At 49.8% G+C, this 18,967-nt stretch carries 18 protein-coding genes and 1 tRNA gene; 7 read left to right on the top strand and 12 right to left on the bottom strand.

The genetic code is table 11. The annotated features are described in order from the left end of the window. The first annotated feature begins 25 nt into the window (after nucleotides 1-25). The 4 genes from F4Y64_06395 to F4Y64_06380 all read left to right on the top strand — a co-directional run bounded on the left by F4Y64_06395 (nucleotide 26) and on the right by F4Y64_06380 (nucleotide 2,694). Nucleotides 26-472, top strand: coding sequence for an SRPBCC domain-containing protein (locus F4Y64_06395; GenBank protein MXX97229.1), 447 nt, complete (start codon nucleotides 26-28; stop codon nucleotides 470-472). Between the two features lie 213 nt (nucleotides 473-685). Further along, the gene (locus F4Y64_06390) at nucleotides 686-1,363 is read left to right on the top strand and encodes a DUF2461 domain-containing protein (GenBank protein MXX97228.1); all 678 of its coding nucleotides are present in this window, start codon (nucleotides 686-688) and stop codon (nucleotides 1,361-1,363) included. Between the two features lie 16 nt (nucleotides 1,364-1,379). Next, nucleotides 1,380-2,162, top strand: a complete 783-nt coding sequence (locus tag F4Y64_06385) for a VOC family protein (GenBank protein ID MXX97227.1) — start codon at nucleotides 1,380-1,382, stop codon at nucleotides 2,160-2,162. Nucleotides 2,163-2,289: 127 nt separating this feature from the next. Further along, nucleotides 2,290-2,694: an SRPBCC domain-containing protein gene (locus F4Y64_06380; protein MXX97226.1), complete on the top strand. Its 405-nt coding sequence runs from the start codon at nucleotides 2,290-2,292 to the stop codon at nucleotides 2,692-2,694. A 2-nt stretch (nucleotides 2,695-2,696) separates the two neighbouring features. Here F4Y64_06380 and F4Y64_06375 read toward each other — a convergent pair whose 3' ends face one another. The 8 genes from F4Y64_06375 to F4Y64_06340 form a co-directional block, all read right to left on the bottom strand. Then, nucleotides 2,697-3,368 carry a repressor LexA gene (locus F4Y64_06375; GenBank protein MXX97225.1) on the bottom strand — a complete coding sequence of 224 codons (672 nt, stop codon included), beginning with the start codon at nucleotides 3,366-3,368 and terminating at the stop codon, nucleotides 2,697-2,699. A gap of 122 nt (nucleotides 3,369-3,490) precedes the next feature. Then, nucleotides 3,491-3,922, bottom strand: coding sequence for a VOC family protein (locus F4Y64_06370; protein MXX97224.1), 432 nt, complete (start codon nucleotides 3,920-3,922; stop codon nucleotides 3,491-3,493). 50 nt (nucleotides 3,923-3,972) lie between these two features. Further along, the gene (locus tag F4Y64_06365) at nucleotides 3,973-4,632 is read right to left on the bottom strand and encodes an RluA family pseudouridine synthase (protein MXX97223.1); all 660 of its coding nucleotides are present in this window, start codon (nucleotides 4,630-4,632) and stop codon (nucleotides 3,973-3,975) included. Nucleotides 4,633-4,658: 26 nt separating this feature from the next. Further along, a complete protein-coding gene (locus F4Y64_06360) occupies nucleotides 4,659-7,007 on the bottom strand; it encodes a carboxypeptidase-like regulatory domain-containing protein (protein ID MXX97222.1) in 2,349 nt (782 codons plus the stop codon). Between the two features lie 14 nt (nucleotides 7,008-7,021). Next, entirely contained in the window at nucleotides 7,022-9,391 is a 2,370-nt protein-coding gene (locus F4Y64_06355) for a carboxypeptidase-like regulatory domain-containing protein (protein ID MXX97221.1), read from the bottom strand. Further along, nucleotides 9,384-10,526 (bottom strand): patatin-like phospholipase family protein, encoded by a 1,143-nt coding sequence (locus F4Y64_06350; protein ID MXX97220.1) that lies wholly within the window; start codon nucleotides 10,524-10,526, stop codon nucleotides 9,384-9,386. The genes F4Y64_06355 and F4Y64_06350 overlap by 8 nt, the downstream gene beginning before the upstream one ends. A gap of 221 nt (nucleotides 10,527-10,747) precedes the next feature. Continuing rightward, a complete protein-coding gene (locus tag F4Y64_06345; GenBank protein MXX97219.1) occupies nucleotides 10,748-12,958 on the bottom strand; it encodes a S46 family peptidase in 2,211 nt (736 codons plus the stop codon). After that, a complete protein-coding gene (locus F4Y64_06340) occupies nucleotides 12,951-14,057 on the bottom strand; it encodes a S46 family peptidase (GenBank protein MXX97218.1) in 1,107 nt (368 codons plus the stop codon). The genes F4Y64_06345 and F4Y64_06340 overlap by 8 nt, the downstream gene beginning before the upstream one ends. Nucleotides 14,058-14,081: 24 nt before the next feature. Between F4Y64_06340 and F4Y64_06335 the strand changes: the two genes are divergently transcribed. Beyond that, a tRNA-Leu gene (locus F4Y64_06335) sits at nucleotides 14,082-14,165 on the top strand. Between the two features lie 24 nt (nucleotides 14,166-14,189). Here F4Y64_06335 and F4Y64_06330 read toward each other — a convergent pair. Beyond that, a complete protein-coding gene (locus tag F4Y64_06330; GenBank protein ID MXX97217.1) occupies nucleotides 14,190-14,558 on the bottom strand; it encodes a methionine-R-sulfoxide reductase in 369 nt (122 codons plus the stop codon). Between the two features lie 49 nt (nucleotides 14,559-14,607). Beyond that, nucleotides 14,608-15,432: an NAD-dependent epimerase/dehydratase family protein gene (locus F4Y64_06325; protein ID MXX97216.1), complete on the bottom strand. Its 825-nt coding sequence runs from the start codon at nucleotides 15,430-15,432 to the stop codon at nucleotides 14,608-14,610. Between the two features lie 54 nt (nucleotides 15,433-15,486). On the opposite strand from F4Y64_06325, the gene F4Y64_06320 reads away from it, so the two are divergent. Beyond that, on the top strand, nucleotides 15,487-15,954 hold the full coding sequence (locus tag F4Y64_06320; protein MXX97215.1) for a PH domain-containing protein: 468 nt from the start codon (nucleotides 15,487-15,489) through the stop codon (nucleotides 15,952-15,954). Beyond that, nucleotides 15,954-17,396: a PH domain-containing protein gene (locus F4Y64_06315; GenBank protein MXX97214.1), complete on the top strand. Its 1,443-nt coding sequence runs from the start codon at nucleotides 15,954-15,956 to the stop codon at nucleotides 17,394-17,396. The genes F4Y64_06320 and F4Y64_06315 overlap by 1 nt, the downstream gene beginning before the upstream one ends. A 10-nt stretch (nucleotides 17,397-17,406) precedes the next feature. On the opposite strand, the gene F4Y64_06310 is transcribed toward F4Y64_06315, so the two are convergent. Together F4Y64_06310 and F4Y64_06305 are read right to left on the bottom strand one after the other, a co-directional pair. After that, nucleotides 17,407-18,171, bottom strand: coding sequence for a hypothetical protein (locus F4Y64_06310; protein MXX97213.1), 765 nt, complete (start codon nucleotides 18,169-18,171; stop codon nucleotides 17,407-17,409). 305 nt (nucleotides 18,172-18,476) lie between these two features. Beyond that, on the bottom strand, nucleotides 18,477-18,932 hold the full coding sequence (locus F4Y64_06305; protein ID MXX97212.1) for a GNAT family N-acetyltransferase: 456 nt from the start codon (nucleotides 18,930-18,932) through the stop codon (nucleotides 18,477-18,479). Nucleotides 18,933-18,967 lie beyond the last annotated feature (35 nt).

Raw genomic sequence — 18,967 nt, 5'->3', positions numbered from 1 at the left:
TGCACTGTTTCAGACCAACGAATAGATGCGTACACTTTCTTTTTCAGAGAATTTCGCCTGCACACCACAGGAGCTGTTTGATGCGCTGCACACTCCGAGCGCACTACGCAGTTGGTGGAATGCAAATCGGGTAATCATTATCCCTCGCACAAATGGCATGTATGCTGCCGCCTGGGGGGAGGATGAAGATGATCCCGAATACGTCTCTTCGGGGATCTACCGAGTCTATGATCCACCATATAAGAGTGTGATTGAGGACTTCCGGTATTATGCAAAATCTGATCCAGCCGACTTTGAAGGCCTGATGTCTATCACCTATGAAATTACCGCGCGCAACTCAGAAGCACATCTGCAACTTACACACACGGGCATCCCAGAGGGCGCTGAAGCTGATGCTTACTTTGAGGCCTGTACTATAGGATGGGTGGAAACCCTCAAAAATCTTAAAAAATATGTGGAACAACATATGTAGAACAGTGTTAGCCATATAATTCACTAACCTTTCTGCATCCACGTATTCCCGTTCATTGCTTATATTCGCCTCGCGTGGTTCCATCTTGACCACGATTCGTGTTTTATCGAAAGCCTTCATTGCCAGTTTTGTTAAGCATCAGACTGAAATCAGAAACGAAGTTTTACCGCTTTTAATCCACACGCAAACCCATTGTAAGAAGCCCCTACTGATATGATTACCCCTGCGCTATTTGATTTCTTTCGTGAACTCCGTGCCAACAATAATCGGGACTGGTTCAACGAGAACCGCGCCCGCTATGAACAGGATGTAAAAGCTCCGCTACTGAGATTCATCACAGAATTTGCTGGACCGCTTCAAACAATCAGTCCCCACTTTACGGCCATTCCGAAGGTTGGCGGTTCCCTCTTTCGTATCTACCGAGATATCCGCTTCTCAAAAGATAAACGACCTTATAAGGAAGCCGCCGGCGTGCACTTTCGGCATGCAGCGGGAAAAGATGTGCATGCACCGGGATTCTATCTTCACTTGGCTCCTGACGAAGTGTTCGCCGCAATTGGCATCTGGGGACCCGGCAGTAAAGAATTACTCAGGATCCGGCAAGAGATTGCCCGACACCCGGATACATGGACCGGAATCACCCAAGATCCAGACTTTTTGAGCGTATTCTCCGAAGGATACGAGCACCAGAAGCTAAAACGAGCCCCGAAGGGGTTTGACCCAAATCATCCTCTCATTGAGGACTTGAAATGCAAACACTTCGTAGCTTCATGTCCCCTGTCTGAAAAGTTTGTGTGTACACCGGACTTTCCGGTTAAACTTGCACAAACCTACAGTCATGGCGCGAAGTACATGGAGCATCTGACACATACACTTGACCTTCCCTGGTAACTAAATAATTTTCTTGATGAACCCATTCAAAACACACGGCGCCTTCAGCTGGCAGGAACTCTTAGCTACTGACATACCCTCGGCATTAAACTACTATACACAGCTTCTGGGGTTAACCACCAGCGAGATGCCAATGCCCGATGGCACATATACACTGCTTCACAGCCACTCAAAGCGTGTCGCCGGATTAATGGCTTGTCCTCCCGATGCCCCACCCTGTTGGACGTACTACGTCACAGTTCATGATATTCAGAAACTTCTTGAAGAGAATGAATTGAACCTGATCGTTCCTTTACAGGAAGTCCCTATGATTGGCTCCTTTGCAGGACTTCTGGATCCATATGGGGCATACCTATCCGTCATCCAATACAATGAAGCTGGGGAGCCTGACAAAGAGGCCATTGTGAGTAATCAGGAAGCATTGACCACACATGGTGCATTTTCATGGTTCGAACTTCACACCAATGAACCAAAAGCGGCTGCCGATTGGTACAGCAAACTGTTTGGCTGGTCCATTAAAAAGATAGAACTACCCTCCACTTACTATATCATTTCTGCGAATGGAACTGAAATCGGTGGAATAATGGAAGTCATGGACCCTAATGTTCCGCCACACTGGAGTTGCATTGTTACGGTCGATAATGTAGATGCTGTACAGTCGCAAGTCGCTGAATTAGGAGGAACTGTTCTTGCACCTGCCTTTGACCTGCCGAATGTTGGCCGTTTACTGTATACTCTTGATCCTACTGGTTTGCCGCTTGCGTTTGGCACTTGGGCTCCCCAACCCTCAGAAGAATAGCGCAGTTAGAAATTCCCTCTGGAAACGCTCAATCAAACTTGCATGACCGATACCGAAAGGAGGGAGCACAACTTGAGATCGTCTGAGCGGTCCACCCAGCACTAGCACACGGGCATTATACAGGGCTATGTTTGGAATCTACCACGATGTTGTGTTGGATATTGCACCGGCGAAAGTTTTTGCAGCCTTCAGTACCGAAACTGGACTGAATAGCTGGTGGACCGATCGGTGCAAAGCAGATCGCCGGATTGGAGGGACATATGAATTCTACTTTGACCCAGATTATCACTGGTCAGCACAAGTCATCGAACTCACCGAGTCCAAACAGATTACCTGGATCTTCACACAGGCAGACCGTGACTGGACAGGTACAAGGTTGAGCTTCAGCTTAGTTCACTCCGACGGCAAACTGTTGTTGCGTATGGAGCATACCGGATGGAGGGTCCGTAACCACCACTTCCGACACTCCAGCTACTGGTGGGCACAGTACCTCAGGAAGTTGAAGGAAAGCGTGGTTACCACACCAGAATAGGTCTAAGCCTCGTTCCCGAATGGGGAGTAATGCCGTGTTGAGACTTGGTACATCTCCGGTGCTTTCCGAACTCCCATTTTATTCACATGTCCAATATACCGTCCCAGAATTTTTACCTCCTCAAAGATGTCGGGCGCGATGTGAATATCATCGAATTCGGAATTGGCCGGCTCAAGGCGAAGCCCCTGATGATCCATGAAAATCCTCTTGAGAGAAGTTTCACCATTATAGAGGACTGCACCAATACCACCATCTGGAATATCATCATCCACTAGGAGTACATAATCACCGTCATGGATTTCAGCTCCAATCATGGATTCACCTCGAACACGTACCGCAAAAATACGGTCAAGATTGGGAAAAAGAGTTTCTATCGTGATATAACCCAGATTCGTTTCCACGGCTTCCTGAAGCGTTCCCGCGGTGATCTCACCGAGGATCGGAATCCCGCGTCGAGCATCTTTTTGTTCGGGCTTTAGCTGGTAACCGCCTTCTTCATTAATTAAGTAACCTTTCTTCTGGAGAGCCTTCAGATTCTGTGTGATACTGTTAGAGGATTTGTAACCAAACTCATCCATAAAACTCTCGTAACTGGGCCATCCCATATCCTCTTGATCATATTTTATGATGAAGTCCAGTACAGCCTGCTGTTTTTCGGTCAAGGGTCGTGGCATATTTTCCGTGATTTTTTATATGGAATAAATATACTACTTACATCTCACATATAGGTTCAATTGGTACAATATTCCTGGGGAACGGATGAATCTTGTTCAAATCGTACGAAGCAACCAACCTCCTATTGAACCGACGTGTCGGGGCGGTCAAAAAATTGATCTACCAAAATGACATTTCCGTCGGGGTCTTGAAGCATTAAACTTCCGGGCCCGTTCGAATTTTTCTTCTCATCCACTTCCGATACAAGCTCCAGATCAAGAGATTTGAGATGCTTTTGAATCGCCCGGATATCTGTAAACTCATCTACGCGCCATGCTTCCAGCAATGCTCCCTCAGAGTCGTTTTTCGCACACAAACCAGGGTTAAAGGTGAGAATATTCCCCTCGAACATCCCCTGAAAAAGCCCGATCACCGTGGTGCCATTCACCATGATTAAGTAACCTTGCCCCTCGTGTGTTACCTCAAAACCCAGTTTCTGGTAGAATTCACTAGATACGTAAAGGTCGCGGACTGCCAGACTCATGGAAAATGCTCCCAACTCAAGTTTGCTCATGGTTTTCTGTATTGGATAATTTTATCAATGACAAATATGAACTTCAACGATTAGTAATATAGTTCCCTAAACTTTCTCCAGGGACTGGGAAGCGTGGTTTCGACATCCATGGAGGTCTTCTTTACAGGATGTAAAAAGCGGAGATTTTGACAATGTAATGCAATCTGGTCCTTTCCATCAAAACCTTGCTGTGCACCATAGCGAATGTCTCCTAATACGGGGAATCCCCGATCACTGAACTGACATCGAATTTGATGAGCACGCCCTGTAATCAGCTCTATCGATACCAGTGTAACCTTCCCATTGGACTCTACCGCATTCCACCGTAAGCTCGCATACTTGCCCTGGTCCTTCACCTGCACCACATAGGACCGATCCGCTTCCTTACGCAAATAATCTTCCATGACCCCGCTGCCAGTCAGGGCCCCTTCCACAAGAGCGATATACTTCTTTTTTACGCTTCGCTCACGGAATGCCTGAGATAAACGTCGTGCTGCTTTAGAGGTCCTTGCAAGCACCATTGCTCCCGAGGTGGGGCGATCCAATCGGTGGACCAATCCGATATATACATTCCCAGGCTTACTGTATTTGTGTTTGATATACTCCTTTGCCAATGTCACTACATCTGGGTCTCCTGTACTATCCGCCTGGGAAAGCAGTCCTGCAGGTTTGTCGAGCGTCAAAAGGTGGTTGTCTTCAAAAAGCCACATCTATAAGGAACTTGACCGATAATGCATTAATTGCGCCCCGCAATACCAAAACCCACGAATATCCCTGGCTGATCAATTCTGCGAGTGAAGTTGACACGTACCGGAGCTCGTGCAATACTTAGCGTAACCTCGTGAATCCAGCGTCCATTTATGTATACATGTGCCCCGCCAAGACGCATACTGACATTATGGTCCACCAGTGGACGAATACGAAGTGCCTCAAACAGAAGACTACGAAAATCATGTTCCCAGTGGGCCCCAATCATTTGACGTCCAATGAGTCGCCGATTCCGAATGGAACGCAGCGTACCCAACTCCCCAACTGGCCCCATACTACCTTCAGCGACATGCCAACGATCTCTAGAAGCATCCTGTGTTATAACCCCACCTAAGATTCGCAGAGAAAGCCTTGGTGGAGTTGGGCGACGACGCATGAATGTAGCGAAATTATAGTCCGCGAGCAGTGTGGCCCGAAGGTCACTGCGGCTACCATGCGGATGTCCAAATTCAATCCTGGCCTCAACCCTTTTTTGTGGGTCAATGTGGTATGGGTGCCACATGCTACCGGTCGCAACCCTCAACTCAAGGGACTGTCGTTGACCCGGTCGTATCGATAGATTCTCAGGAAATTCCTTGTTCAATGGCCAAGGGCGCCGTACCTGTGTCTGCATGGAATCAACAAACGAATACTCTCCCGAAAGCATCATCCTAATTCCTTTCGTCTCATAACGCGCACTTGCACGAAGGCTTTTCGACCAGTACCAGTCAAAATAATCTTGTGCAAAAAACCTTGAAGACAACGAATTCAATGCCTCCGTATGGATCAATACCCCGTTTTGTGGACGCGTGTTCTGCTCATATACCACAGACGTCTGCAGCGACTGAGTTTCCTGACGATTTAATGCGATACCTAGACGTGTCCGGCCGAATCCGATAGACTGACCAATTCGTGCGGCAATTTTACGATTGTTTCGAACCGAAAAAACTCTACCCGCTCCCACGCGTGTCCCATCAACACGGTTGTATGCAAACCAAGGAATGAATCCCCCGACGACGGGGAAAGAAAACTGAGGCCGGTCCCATATTTGAAAATCGTACAATTCAACTGCTGAAGCGACAGCCGAAGTGGTTGGTGGAAATGCCTCGCGAAGCGTAAGCGGCTTCTCCCATCGAAGATTTTCCAGAGCTTGCAGTTCCCGCGCAGTCAAGGCAACCATATCAAGTCCCATTAGAAACAAATCATCCCGCAGAACCGAAGTTGAATCAACCTGTAATTGATCCTCAACCGTAAACGGTGCACTCGGTACAGGCTCGTTGGCTTGATAGTTAATGAACCTGACGGCCTGTTCGACTACGGCTGGACTGACCCGCTCACCGTTCGGCTCTACATGAATCCAACCCTGTAACTGAAGATCGGTCGGGAGCCAGAATGAGTCCACCTGGGCAAAATTCTGGCGGTACATGACACTCCATTCTCGTGTATCAGGAGAAAAGACCACATGAGGGGCAGGCTTTAAATCCGCCTCTACAAGTGCGTACACACTGTCCAACACGGAAATCCGACCAATCAACGTGGCTTCTTGATTGTTTTTCGGGGCAATGTAGATATCGTATAACTGCTGACCATCCCACATGCGACGCCCCGCAAATGTGAACGTATAGTGGTCCAATGCATCCGGGTGTGTCGGCCCAAAAAATGACAGCCCGTTGATCTGCACATGATCAGAAGAAAAATCCTGAGGTGCCAGCGTCAAACCCAATTGCTCGTGAAAGTCAGAGGTTGTACGCATGGACCGGATGACATCCCTGATTCCACTGCCCTTGGCAAAATATCGGTCGAACACCGTTTCATTGATCAGAACAATTCTGTCCCGATTCTGAAGTGTGATTCTGGTATATACTCTCGCGTTGTGAGACTCCAGGTGAACTCTGCGCGCAGCTTTGCGACGAATGACCTCCTGCATAATCCCTGTAGCCAGATGATCTCCCGTGATCAGTAGCTCCGGTAACTCGATCGCCGCCGGCTCAAGACTCATGTGGATGACCCTCGTGTCATTCGGCGTCAATTCGACCCGCGCCGGATGATAGCCAATGTGTCGAAAAATGAGTGTAGCCGGGAGACTGGGAAGTGTGATTTCAAAATCACCTTCCCGATTGGTAATGGTGCCCAGATTACTCCCATCCAAAATCACGTGTGCAGAAGTGAGCGGCAACTGGGTAACTGAATCCTTTACGGAGCCGGTAATCAGCACCTGCCCCGTCGCCTGCGGTGAGTACATCTGGGTACCTGCAACACCCAGCGAGATCAAAAACCACAAACGGATACGACGCCTCCTGAATGACACAATACTGCACTCTGAGCAGGGTAGCTTCATCCATTCCCCGTGGATCAAAAAATACGCGCCACACTAATCGCAGGATAGAATTGATTCTCTCCGATCCGATACGCTAGGTCCAAACGCATGACGCCAAATATGCCACTCAATGAAACCCCTAATTCATTATGATCAATCCATTTATTGCCCCATGGTCTTGCCTCTCGAACGAAAGCATGCCCACCAAAAACCAACACGTTGTAACCTTTGTTTGTCATCCACTCTAGGCCAAGTATTTCGAAAAAAAATGTGCGGAAATTATGCTCCCAGTGCCCAAAGACGATCGCGTTTCCCTGATAGGGTAATCCCTGAAGTGTGTACAACGAGCCACCCCAATGATAAATTGTGGTCCCTCCCTCAACAACGAATGTACGCTGCGGCGGTAATGTCCGACCTCCGTCGGAAGACAAGCCCACAGAAATCCCGTAATCAAGTGTCGCCGGCAAAAGCCGTCTCTGCAGGAAGGTGGTGATCCGCCCGCCCACCTTTAAATAATATCGACGGAAAGAAATGTCCGACCAAGGCATTGAGATTTCAATACTGGATTCAAAGTGTCTTGACGGGCCGATATTTATGGGTATATCGCGACCGATCCGAAGCGTAGCCGTAAATGTTCGCAGGTCTCCCTCTTGAATCGCTCCATTAGGACGTTGCAACGTACTCTTGCCCAATAAATCGTAGCTCACATTGCCGGTTAGTCCTGAATGTTTTTCGTGGAGATACGTGCCAGTAATGGTGGCTGAACGCCACCTCTTTATTCTATATCCTCCCGTGAAAGAAATCCCTTCCCGCCGATAATAATCAAAATAGTCTTCCTGTCCCAGTAACATCAAACCACTATTAGACAGCCGCGACTTGCTATTGGATGAGTAGGTGGGCACGTTCTCTGCACGATAACCTATATCAATAAACCAGTCATTGTCCAAACGAATGGATCCTTGATACGAATACCTTGTATCCCCTTCCTGTTCCGTGTTGAAGCCTCCCTGAGCCTGAACCTCAAGTATCTCTCCGAACCCTTTTTTATATCCAAGTCCTAGGTGTAGAGCATCTACCCGGTTGTACCAGGCCTGAGGCATAAAACCAAGATCTGTAACAAAAGAAAAGACTCCCCTCGCGGACGAGCGTCTTTCTTCTATTTCTGCAAGCCTTTCTGCTCTGTCCCACAAGGAGCCTCTCGGTCCATATGCTTCTCCAAGGGAATGGGTACTGTCTATAGATGCATATGCTACTGTTTCTTTTGGTGTCAGAGGAACGATTGCCCCCTCACGTTGAAATGATTCACCAGATGAGACTGCCGAGGAGTCAACCTGTAGATAGCTCCCCTCAAATAGGCTGTCCGCCAGTTCCACATTCAATTGATAATCGGTAAATCGAGATACCATATCTATTATAAAGGGTGGAAAACTCAGCAATGGTTCCATGGAGACGAGTTCCACAATTATGTTTGAGCGCAAATCCATTGGTAGCCAAATCTCCCCATCGTAGTCAGAAAACTGCTGCAAGTAAGTGACATCATATTTCTGGATTGGGAAAGGAAACAAGAACGCCGGCCCCGGGCGCAGCCTCGCTTCTATGAGAGCAAAGTCCCCATCAATCACGGACACACTGCCCACAAATGCACTGGTAAGATTCTGCTTTGGCTCAACCGCAATATCATAGACAAGTACATCATCCACTCTGCGCATCCCATCTAGGGTAAACACATATCTGTCTAATGCATCTGGGTGGGTCACGCCAATGAGTGTGTGACCGCTGATCCGAACATCATCGTCATACAGATTCACCATGATTGACGCGGCGGGGAGTGCCTCCCCATCCCCCAAAGGCACATTTCCTGTGCTGCGTGACCCGGTGACCTCCTCGCGAAGTCCGCGATCCTGATCCCACCAGGTGGTGGCTGCAGACTCAACAATCGCAACAATCCCTGAATCATTGGAAAAGGTGTAGCGACTATACGCCTGCGCCTCAAATGTATTGAGTTGCTTTCGCCAAATTTGCTTTCGCTCAATGACCTGACGCATGATCCATATGGCCGGATCATCTTCGGTCACAACCAACTGCTCCATCTCCAGAGCTACTGGCTCCAGTCGAAATTCCAGTGGAGTCAGCGTGTGTGCAGTCAGCGTGTCAGTCCGAAATCCGATGTACCGCACCACTATATCAACCGGCAAGTCGTCCACTGCAATTTCATACATCCCGTCGTTATTCGTTATCGTCCCCCGATAAGTACCCGCAATCTGCACGGTCGCTGCAGGTAGCGGCTCATTGGTGGCTGCGTCACTGACGCGGCCACGAAGAATCTGCGCGAAAATCTCTGGCGAACACACCATGCATCCAAGCAGAATCAACCTGGCCACTCTGAAAACCCTTCGTCTAGTCATCTATTGATTTTGTTATAAATTTTTCGATTGCAGTGGTCTGCCGCCTGCCATCTTCATAGCCCAGCTCTAGTACACGTCCGATAAATTCCGGATCAAACAGCATGACACTGAGCCAATCTGGACTCAGTGTCTCTCCACTTCCCAGGCCCCGTGTCAACATCCGAAAAACTCCCTTCGTCTTCACTTCCAATCCCTTGGCCAACTTTGCAATATCCCTCGACGGTTGGATCAGAAGAATATTGACCGGGCGGACTCCGCCCCGTTCAGACGGGGGCACATGTTTAGCCAATTCGGTCATTCTCTCTGCCATCCGAACATCATGGTCAAACGCATCCAGGAAAGTGGCATTCAGCAGGATACCCATGACCTGTGCAGCAGGTGGATACCCGGTAATCGCAGGCTCTGCGGCTTCGATTTGGGTGCGTACGTACTTAGGCGAAATACAAATAATATCTGTTGCACCCAGGTGCAGTGCAGGTGAAATCGGTGCGATGAGGCGAATTCCCCCATCCCCATACCATTCATCGCCGAGCCTCACCGCTGGAAATAACAGCGGTAAAGCCGAGGAGGCCATCACATGATCAAGCGTAATCGTGTCGCGATGCGCAATACGATTCGGGCGCTGCCAGGTCTGTATATCCTGTCCCTGTATCCAACTCACAGACTGACCCGTCGTAAAACTCGTGGTCGTGATGCAAACCGATGTCAGTTCTCCTTCGTCAAGATTTTTTTGAATCTGTGGCAGTGTGCCATCGGAAGCGGCGGGCAACTGGTGCGAAAGGTAGTGGCGTAGTGGAGTCGTATTGAGGAGTGCCTCCCCTTCCTGAACACGAATCATTATGTCTCCAAATGGGACCCGTGGGAGCACCCTTCGAATTAACCCCATGGATGATTCTGCTTCGTAGACCTTGCTTTGATCAATATTTTTCCAGCAATCCACCAACGCTTCTGCACCGCCTCGACCCGGATGGCCTGCAAGAAATGCTGCATTGATTGCTCCTGCAGAGACACCGGTAATGATGGGATATGAGATCTCTGGAACCAGTTCACGTATATAGGACACAACACCTGCCTGATATGCAGCTCTGGCACCTCCTCCGGCTAATACTAAAGCAAGTTGTCTTGGCTGCTCCATCTCCTCTGTGTGGGGTTTATCCGTTATTCCATGTGAATGATACTCCTCCGGGCATGGTTACCCCAAATCTGGCGGGAATCCCACATGGAAACCTAGTCTGTAATACCAGCAAATTCCTATCCATGCCGATGAGTTTGGTGTTGGAGGCATCACTGACAATCTAAACCTTTGCAGAGATGTTCCTCTGTCCAGGCATGAAACTGACTGGAAGCTCACTGCGTCTACTGCGCCGCAAGAATCTCTTCCACAAGCCGCTCGGCTTCGTAAACATGTTGTAATGAGGCCAGGATCGCCCGAACATCTACCGAAACTGTCCGTGCTGTCCGGTCCGAAAATATATATACATTGGGCAGAGATTCAATATTGCCATCAAATACCAAACCTACGATCTCCAAATCCTGATTTAATAGTGGGGATCCAGAATTCCCTCCCGTAATATCGTTGGTGCTGACTAGGTTGAGCGGGGTTGAGAGATCAAACATCTCCGGTGGATTCCGCCAGCGTTCCGGGAGGTCCCACGATCTGCTCATGTTCCGATAGGCGTAAAAGTGATCATACAGCCCATAGAAGGTCGTAAAAGCAGGTGCGCGGGTTCCATTGTACGTATATCCATCTACACGCCCGTCTGATATTCGGAGCGAAAAGGAGGCATCTGGGGGCACACCGGTACCGTAAAGCGCAAAACGGAGCGATGCCAGCTCGGCAACGAGAAGGTCTTCTCTGTTTTTGAAACTCTCGGCCTGTTGCTGAGCCGTAAAATACAAGGGTGCCAACGCGCTGATCACTGGCACCGCCGGATCATCACTGCTCAGAAACCCTTGATCCAGAAGGTCGGCAAACCTTGCAGAATCCGAGAGTGCTGTGGTCGCTACCAGATTTGCCGCCAGGCTATCGATTGTGAGTCCCCCCAATATGCTTCGCATCGTTGGGTCCTGCTCTCCCAAAGCTTCCAGAAGCTCTTCAAGCCGAAGAGCAATGATCTCTCTGTCCACCTCTGCCGGAAAGTCATCCAACGCCAATGCGTTCTCACGAATCTCATCAAGTACCTCCCGATCCACATAACCACGACGCTGTAGATTTGCATAGTAGTATCCATGCAGTGCACGCGTCAGGATCCGCGATCCGACCGCCGTTCCAAAGAACGTGAACGCCGCCATACGCCCTGCTTCCGCGCGCTTTGACAACTGAAGTTCATCCAGTTCCTGGAATAATGAGCCATAGCGCATGGATAGCGAATCTGAATGAAAGAGATCCTCTCTGATCTGAAATTCCGCTGCACTGCGACGTGCGATCAGTGTGTCGTTACGAAGCCCTTCCAACTGCCCCGAGAGTGCCTTGAGTGAATTACTGGCCGTGAACCACATGTTCTCAAATGCATCTGCACCTTCTTGGTCTATGCCGATGAACGGTTGCAACGCTTCTACACGTCGCCGCAGTATTTCGACCTGCTGAACCAACGTATAGTCTCGCTCAAACGTTAGTTGCGACACGCTGCCAAACCGGCTGGTTGATCCTGGATTACCCACTACAAAGACGGCATCGTCCGCATTTGCTCCCTCGCTACTCCATTTGTAATGTTCTGGCGTAACTGCGGGATTACCCTCTCGATCATAAGCACGGAAAAAGGCCATATCAAGCGTATACCGGGGGAAGGTAAAATTATCCTCTTCTCCTCCGAAATATCCCAGTCTCTTTTCTGGAGCCATTACCAGGCGTACATCCTCGTAACGCCGATAGGTATACGCGGCATATCGTTCGCCGCTATACAGCTCAATCACCTCCACCCGGAGCGTTGAGTCTCGCATCTTGGCAGCGCTTGTCAGCTCGCCTGCAATCACCGAAGCCTTATCCCTGCGTGCACGGACACGCTCATTATCCCCGCGCACAATGCGGCTGGCACCGTGTACCCGTTGGGTGACATCTGAAATTTCCCAGAGTTGCTCAACATACAAATCAGGCACTCTTCGCTCGTCGGCAGCTGTTGCAGCTAGAAACCCCTCTTCAAGTAAATGCTCCGCCTCATCAGACACCTCGGTAATGCTCTCACGAGCACAGTGATGATTCGTTAAAATTAATCCCTGATCCGAAACAAAGCTGGCAGAACAGTTTGTCCCAAACCGTAATGCCCCCAGTCTGGCTCTGGCAAACCATGCAGAATCAGCGTCTATCCCATACTCTTCCGCAAGCCACTCCACAGGCGGGCTATCAAACGTCCACATCTTCCCCCCGTCAAACCGATCAAGATCCACATCGAATCGGTCCACAGTCAGAGAAAGGGTAGGATCCGGCGCTTCCACGGGTGAAACAGAGGATTGAGGCTCTTCCACGACCAGAGGCTGATTAATCACCTGGACTACCTCTACGGCGCTGGGGGCACAACCTGCCAGACATATCAGGAACCCTGCAATCAACCAATTTTTGTACTTACCCATTCTCCTCTGCACTTCGTGCCTGTTCTGCCAATTCCTCCACAATATTCTCCGCCTCGAATACGGTCCTTAGAAGTGACAGGATACCCGAAGTCGAAACTGCTACACAGCGCTCACGCCCCCCTGTGAATGCATGATCAAAGGCAATGCCAAGAATCTCCAAGTCTATATCTACAATGCCCGTTCCTATCTGAGCACATTTACCGGCCACAGAAAAATTCAATGCGGCGGATAAATCACTCTCTTTGATTCCAGCAATCCACCCCGCTGGTAATCCCCAAACCCCTATTGCCCCGTGCGAATGATGCAAATCCAACATACCGTACAACGTCGTGTAAGGCGGACTGACGGTCCCGTTGTACGTGAATGTATTTGACAGGGTAACACTCGTAAACGGTCCGTTTTCATCCACTGCAGTGGCGAATAATTTTTCCCGATGATCGGGCGGACGATCACTCCACGCAAAGTAGTTTTCGGTGTCCAGAGATTGACCGCTCTCATCATACACCCTGAAGAGTGCAAAGTCCAGTGCATACCTGGGATAGACCCCCTCTTCATTGCCAAAATTTGCCACCTCCACAGGCGGAATCAGTACTAGCCTCACATCATCGTAGATACGCCAGGTATATTCCCAGAAACTACTACTGTCGTCCGCGGCAACAATCTCCGTACGTGTTCTGGGCAGTGCATCGCTGGGCGGATCTTCTGGGCTGTCAAGCTTTCGGACCTCGACAAGCTGCTCTACGGCGAGCCCTGCCAACCTGCGCTCTTGCAACAATTCATCGGCCACAAACACCGAATCGGTTGGTCGAATCCAGGTTTCTAGAGAACGCAGGCATGCAGCACTGGTCACAGCCAGACCATCCGCACTCACTAGAGCTCCAGCACATTGAGGTAACTGCAGCGTCCCCAAGCGCACATTCTCAATCCAATCTTTATCCACAATATGTGAACCTGGGGCCTCTAGATGCGCCTGGGAATACCACTGGTGTCGCACGACGACCGTATCCGCTTCTCCAGAAGTGCTCATCTGCTTCGCCTGGGCAGATGGCATCAACAGCAACAAGCTGATGATCCCGCAAACGATGGAACTATTTTTCATAAGTTTATATCACTCCGATCGCTTGCCGGAGTGGCGGAACTGGTAGACGCGCAGGTCTTAGGAACCTGTGTCCCTTCGGATGTGTGGGTTCGAGTCCCACCTCCGGCACTATGTAATGAAGGGAATCCACCGTCAGGAGTTGGCCTTGTCGCTTGCCATGAATTTCATGGACAGCGAGTTAACACAATGACGCGTATTCTTGGCGGTAAACATCTCTCCTGTAAATACGTGTCCGAGGTGCCCATTGCAATTCGCGCAAATGATCTCTGTACGACGTCCGTCTGCATCGGGTACACGTTGGACCTGACCCGGTATTTCATCGTCGAAGCTGGGCCATCCACATCCTGAGCGAAACTTATCCTCCGACCGATACAGAGGTGCGTCGCACCGGCGGCAGAGATAAATCCCTGCAGCATCATGCTCATAGTATTCCCCTGTAAACGGGCGCTCGGTCCCTTTCTCTAGTATGACGTAGGCCTCTTCAGGCGTTAATTCGTTCATCTTTACAGTTTTATACTTGCAACTGGAATCTCCGCTGGAATGTTGCCCGTTACGGCGCTGGAGCCAATGGATCGGGAAACTTGAACGTATATCCGAGATGCATTCTTACCTTATCACTAAGCACCACCTTATTGGGACGGGATTCACCAAAGGAACCTTGTGGAGGGGGCAGACCTAGATTCGATGCTGCGCGGGCATAGAACTCGGCTCTGGTCGGATGTAAGTCCGCACATACATTAAAGGTTTGTCCCCAGCACTGTTGCTTTACCACCTCCATTGCAACTCTCACAGCGTCATCGCGGTGCAGCATGTTCACGGCGTTTTGTGGATCCCGTAACGGACGCCCTGACCAGAATCGTCCCGGCTTACGTTCATACCCATAGAGTCCGGCGAATCGGAGCACGGTGCTCTTGAAATCTGATGCATTTCTGATTAATTCCTCTGCGGCAAGTAGTGCGGCACCCGATGCACTACTTGGCGGCAATTTACCTGCATCCTCTTCATGTACATACCCGGCGCTATACACACTTGTTGAACTGATAAACAACACCTTCTGTACCTGCCCCTCCTTTAAGTAGGTGAGAAGCGATCCCATTGCAGCTTCCATAAACGCCTCCACATCGGCCCGCTTGCGCCCTGGCGGAAAATTGATCACAACGACGTCGGAGTCAAAAAAATCACGTCGGCCATACCCCTCCAGGTTTGGGGTTAATCTAAGGAGATACGGCTCTATCCCATCTGCCAACAAGTTCGTAAGCTTTGATTCACTGGTCGTTGATCCGCGTACCCGCCAGCCACGTTTCAGAAACAGTTTGGCCAAGGGCTGACCAATATATCCGCATCCCAGTATACTGACCGTGATTGGCGTGCTCATATTATAACAAGTCAACGGTTCTGGCGCACTTTCTTTGGCTCCTTATAAGGAATTATGCAAATACTTGATCCAGCAGTCATAAAAGTTTGGACCATCAAGGGAGCACTGAGCTGGGGAATTTTGCTTCCGGTCTGTACAACGGTTGATGTCATTCTCTTCTTCTCGGACAATGATACGTTTCTACCGGGTTTGTGGACAGGCCTGCTGTTGGTTATCTGTTTAGCATGGATCTTGATCATCCCAAAATTGCGTTACAGATACTGGCGGTATGAATTGCGCGATGAGGATCTCTACGCCATCCGGGGAATCTGGAACCGAGTGCAGACGATCGTCCCTCTTCGTCGCATCCAGCACTTGGACGTTGCTCAGGACCTGATTGAAGGAAATTACGATCTCGCCCGCTTAGTCGTACACACTGCCGGAACCAGAAGTACGGATGTGGTCGTCCCAGGACTCCCCTACGATGAGGCGGTGCAACTGCGCGATACAGTGCGCGAATTTATCGCAGAATACATGGATTAATGGAGGCGCCTTCCGCGGTATTTCGCCAATTGCACCCATTGACCTTCGTGCATTATGTGTTTCTGGCCATTGTCGGATTTGCCTTTGCCGCACTCTCGTCACCCAGTTATGGCGGGGACGCGCAGAGGTACTCCTTGATTTTCGCCACCTTCTACGCGACCGTCACCGGGCCTTATGCAATTGCCAAATACATCAGGTTTCGATACCATGTTACGAGCGATGAATTGGTCATTTATTACGGAGTATTCAAGCGGGTACGACGCAATATTCCTTCCGAGCGTATTCACACGGTCTCCATTGAGCGTAATATGCTTGCCCGGATCCTTGGGACTGCTGCTGTCAGGATTGAAACTGCAGGAACGGGAGACGCAGAGGGAAACCTATCCTATGTTGGAGTCCGTGAGGCGGAGCGGATACGAAACCTGCTCCGAACGGCACAAGCTGTTGATTCGCCCGAATCTCCTACCTCTCCAAGCTTTTTTATGCCGCTGAGGCGGGTATTGCTCTCAAGTATTTACCAGTTCTCCCTCGGAATCAGTGCACTCCTGGTTGGTGTGTTCTTTCAATTGGAATCCTTCGGCATCGTCGACGGTCGCGCACTCACCACTTGGCTTGTAGAACAAAACTTTTTTAGCGGGACCATTGAGGAATTCTGGCCACTGCTTATAGCCCTACTGCTTCTAGTTACCTTTGTACTTGGCTGGACTTTGGGCTTCATTCAGAACCTGATTCGGTTTTACAATTTTCGGATCGAACTCGGTGCAATGAAAATCCGCCGTAGATTCGGCCTGATTACTCTTCATGAGGGGGCCATTCCATATAAACGTGTTCAGTCCTTCCTCATCCGATCCAATCCGCTCATGAGGCTATACAACTGGCATCGACTGGAAATGCAAACGCTCGGCCTGCAAAGTGGTGAACGGGGATTCCAGCCCGGAATGCCCTTTGCCAAGTGGGCAGAAATCACTGCGTTGGCTCCTAAAATTCGACCGTTCTCAATTCCAGAATCCTATGCGCCTGTCAGTCGGCTGACCATTCGCAGACGTACCCTGCGTTACAGCCTTCTGATTGTACTTTCCTCGGTTATTATATCACTATTGTGGTGGCCCCTTGCTCTCTGGGGATTATGTCTCTTGCCAGCCGGATGGGGACTAGCTTCGCTCCAGTATCTGTGTCACCGATGGGCATACTATGACGGGAATTTGCTGATTCGCCGGCGCGTATTCAGTCAACAGTTTTGGATTATTCCGGTTGAGCGTTTTCAGGCTTTCGAAATCACTGCAACGTTTTTTCAACGGCGCCTGGGGCTATGTACCCTGATCGTGGATACCGCTGGTGCAGGCGATCTGCGCTATCCTCGAATCATTGATCTGGAGCGTGAGGAAGCAAACCGACTATTGGCCGAACTCTACGATGCATTTCAGGCAGAAGCTACTTGGTAAGGGTCCCGACTCAAGAACTTTCATTTGCGTCTACACTTCTCTGACCTTTCTCAGCATCCAAACGGATACAACTAAGCCCCAAGTAGAGTAAAATTGGGACGGTCTTGCGACGGGCGGGTCCCTGGAGATCCAGTGTAGTCAACCCGATCGAGATGACCCACGCCCCGGGGATAATCGTATGAGCCCACCATGGTACGCGGGCAAAAAGAAATGCAAACAGTGAGGTCGCCAGCTTTACACCAATCAGGCGGACGGTCCACCCAAATAGCACAGTCTTGATCAGGCCCTGAACCACCAGTGTACCAAACGCCTGCAGGAGCACAGGTGCAGCAAAAATTCCTCCGGCCTTCTTCAGAAATGCAACGGCGCGTTTACGCTCAATCCCCAGAGATTCCAGAATCTGTAGTTGTTCCGCCTGGGTATACTTCGAGAACACATCCACAGCATATTCCTGCACCATTCGAATAAGTAGATCTCTTTCTGTACCCCGGTCCGCCAAGGGTATTTTGAGAAATCGTGCCGTATCGCGAATGATATAACGAAAATCTGCTCCAGGTTCTTTACCAACAACTCTTCTGAATTGATATGCAAGGTCACTGCTTCCCAGGTATCGAATCTTCTTTTCAAGCTCTTCGCACAGAGCTACGTGATGATCAGGGGAATCAATTTCTTCGAGATGCCTTTTCAGGCTCGTACACCGGTCAAACGGTCCCTGGATGATGTGAATCAGATACGCGTAATCCTCCTGGGAGAGTTCCAACAATAATTCCTGCATGACTCCTCCGTAATAGCCTGAATCTCAGGGATACGTACAGCGATCACATAAGGTTGAGAAGGCGGTGGCTTGATTAGTCGCGGGGATATATCGAATTTATGGCTCTTCTTTCTTGCGGGAGGCAATGTAGCCAGTTTCGACGCGATAAACCAATCCCATGATAATCTGCGATCAAACGTAAAATTGTACCCGCCACCCCTAATTGGACCGTGTTATCCCATATCAGACCTACTACCACCGGAGTGACAAGGGTTGGGTGCGATTTGCAGCCGTCACAAAAAACATCTTTCCACGTCGACCTTGAGCTAAAGATCAAGAGCGTAATGATAAAACGTACGGTCTCGTGAATATCCTAGCTTCTCGTAAAGGCGCTGTGCACGCTCATTAGTTTTTTCAGTTGCCAACTCCAGTGCAATGTTTCCGCTCTGCACCGCATGCCTCCGCGCCGCCTCCATCAACTGCTCCCCAATGCCCCGACCACGCCAATCTTGATCTACATACAAGTCATTCAGAATAAAAATTGGGGCCATACGTACCGATGAAAACATCGGATAAAGCTGAACAAATCCAACGGACAACCCCTCCTGTTCTTTGGCTACAAGAATGACGGAATCTCCGCGGCGCATACGCTCCGAAAGAAAAACTTGGGCCCCCGCGAGGTCGGATTCCATTCCGTAAAACTGCCGATAACCATCAAAGAGATACGCTAAACCGGACAGCTCACCGGGCACGGCAATCTTGATCTGAACACCTGTTTGCATGGCACGAAATCGTCTGAATGAAGTTTGCGGGGATA

This window comes from Rhodothermaceae bacterium, assembly GCA_009838195.1.
Lineage (GTDB): Bacteria > Bacteroidota > Rhodothermia > Rhodothermales > Bin80 > Bin80.
This window is presented reverse-complemented; position numbering and strand designations above follow the sequence as displayed.

Excerpts from the sequence above, each read along its gene's own strand:
- F4Y64_06345 (MXX97219.1), bottom strand. The coding sequence starts at position 12,958 with ATGGGTAAGTACAAAAATTGGTTGATTGCAGGGTTCCTGATATGTCTG.
- F4Y64_06385 (MXX97227.1), top strand. The coding sequence starts at position 1,380 with ATGAACCCATTCAAAACACACGGCGCCTTCAGCTGGCAGGAACTCTTA.
- F4Y64_06360 (MXX97222.1), bottom strand. The coding sequence starts at position 7,007 with ATGAAGCTACCCTGCTCAGAGTGCAGTATTGTGTCATTCAGGAGGCGT.
- F4Y64_06395 (MXX97229.1), top strand. The coding sequence starts at position 26 with ATGCGTACACTTTCTTTTTCAGAGAATTTCGCCTGCACACCACAGGAG.
- F4Y64_06375 (MXX97225.1), bottom strand. The coding sequence starts at position 3,368 with ATGCCACGACCCTTGACCGAAAAACAGCAGGCTGTACTGGACTTCATC.
- F4Y64_06355 (MXX97221.1), bottom strand. The coding sequence starts at position 9,391 with ATGACTAGACGAAGGGTTTTCAGAGTGGCCAGGTTGATTCTGCTTGGA.
- F4Y64_06390 (MXX97228.1), top strand. The coding sequence starts at position 686 with ATGATTACCCCTGCGCTATTTGATTTCTTTCGTGAACTCCGTGCCAAC.
- F4Y64_06380 (MXX97226.1), top strand. The coding sequence starts at position 2,290 with ATGTTTGGAATCTACCACGATGTTGTGTTGGATATTGCACCGGCGAAA.
- F4Y64_06340 (MXX97218.1), bottom strand. The coding sequence starts at position 14,057 with ATGAAAAATAGTTCCATCGTTTGCGGGATCATCAGCTTGTTGCTGTTG.
- F4Y64_06365 (MXX97223.1), bottom strand. The coding sequence starts at position 4,632 with ATGTGGCTTTTTGAAGACAACCACCTTTTGACGCTCGACAAACCTGCA.
- F4Y64_06330 (MXX97217.1), bottom strand. The coding sequence starts at position 14,558 with ATGAACGAATTAACGCCTGAAGAGGCCTACGTCATACTAGAGAAAGGG.
- F4Y64_06320 (MXX97215.1), top strand. The coding sequence starts at position 15,487 with ATGCAAATACTTGATCCAGCAGTCATAAAAGTTTGGACCATCAAGGGA.
- F4Y64_06350 (MXX97220.1), bottom strand. The coding sequence starts at position 10,526 with ATGGAGCAGCCAAGACAACTTGCTTTAGTATTAGCCGGAGGAGGTGCC.
- F4Y64_06310 (MXX97213.1), bottom strand. The coding sequence starts at position 18,171 with ATGCAGGAATTATTGTTGGAACTCTCCCAGGAGGATTACGCGTATCTG.
- F4Y64_06305 (MXX97212.1), bottom strand. The coding sequence starts at position 18,932 with ATGCAAACAGGTGTTCAGATCAAGATTGCCGTGCCCGGTGAGCTGTCC.
- F4Y64_06325 (MXX97216.1), bottom strand. The coding sequence starts at position 15,432 with ATGAGCACGCCAATCACGGTCAGTATACTGGGATGCGGATATATTGGT.
- F4Y64_06370 (MXX97224.1), bottom strand. The coding sequence starts at position 3,922 with ATGAGCAAACTTGAGTTGGGAGCATTTTCCATGAGTCTGGCAGTCCGC.
- F4Y64_06315 (MXX97214.1), top strand. The coding sequence starts at position 15,954 with ATGGAGGCGCCTTCCGCGGTATTTCGCCAATTGCACCCATTGACCTTC.